Source organism: Desulfovibrio sp. 1188_IL3213, assembly GCF_036763145.1.
Taxonomy (GTDB): Bacteria; Desulfobacterota; Desulfovibrionia; order Desulfovibrionales; family Desulfovibrionaceae; genus Desulfovibrio.
Genome location: NZ_JBAIYR010000650.1, coordinates 1 through 916, shown reverse-complemented (window position 1 = coordinate 916; position 916 = coordinate 1). Strand labels below are relative to the sequence as shown.

General features: G+C 59.3%; 1 protein-coding gene. It reads right to left on the bottom strand.

Annotated features, from left to right (window positions below; translation table 11 throughout):
• Nucleotides 1-209: 209 nt before the first annotated feature.
• Nucleotides 210-491: a hypothetical protein gene (locus V6C16_RS14295; protein WP_333543564.1), complete on the bottom strand. Its 282-nt coding sequence runs from the start codon at nt 489-491 to the stop codon at nt 210-212.
• Nucleotides 492-916 lie beyond the last annotated feature (425 nt).

Genomic DNA, 916 nt, shown 5'->3' with positions numbered 1-916 from the left:
GCCTGGCTGTGGACATATAACAATGAGCGACCAAACATGGGCATTGGCGGCATCACTCCAGCTATGAAACGTAAGCTGGCGGCATAGGCTCTACTTTGGAGAGCTACTAAAAAGGGGATGATTACCCCGTCAGGTGGTGTCCGGCGAACTATACCCAAAGGCAGCGCAAGGCAGGCAAAGCCCAACGTGGCAATGCCTTTTGATCAATTTCAACGTTCAGCAGAGCTTTTTTTTCGCTCGGCGATCAGTCGACGCATTTTCTCATTGCCAGCTCTGACCTGAGCGCGCCCCCTGTTTGCCAGATCCGGCCCGGCCGCCTCGGGACTGCCAACGTTAAACGGTGGAACCGGATCATATTCCATAATCAACTGGGCTGTTTTCGCCGCTTCCGGGCCGCGCAGCCTGGCCAGCAGCGTCAGGCCGAAATCAATTCCGGCAGTTACGCCGCCGCCGGTGATTCGGTTGCGATCTTCTACTACTCTGGATTCCACCGGTATGGCTCCCAAATCCGCTCATCCGCCGTGACTTTGGTGCGGCAGTGGCCGCTGATTCCGCCCGGAAGGCGGTAGTGCCGCTGGAACGTGAGGGCGGGCAGCCCAACTGATAAAGCATGAGCTGCCGGACTCTGGGGACAGCCTGAACGGAATCCTGCTGTGGCTGCTTGAAAATCTGTCACGACAGTTGAGCGTGAAAGCCCTGGCCGCCAGATTCAACCTCAGCATCCGCACCCTGACCTGATCGCCTCGCTGGCCGGCATGCAGCACCGCAACCTTTCCAGCCTGCGCCAACGTCTCTTTGATGAAGCCCCTGAAGACGCGGAAAACAGGCAAGGCCCCCGGACCGACCTGCGCGACGAGGCCCACTGGAAGCGGTCACTGGCAGGGCTGTCCGCATACCAGAAGGCAGGCGCGGCAGA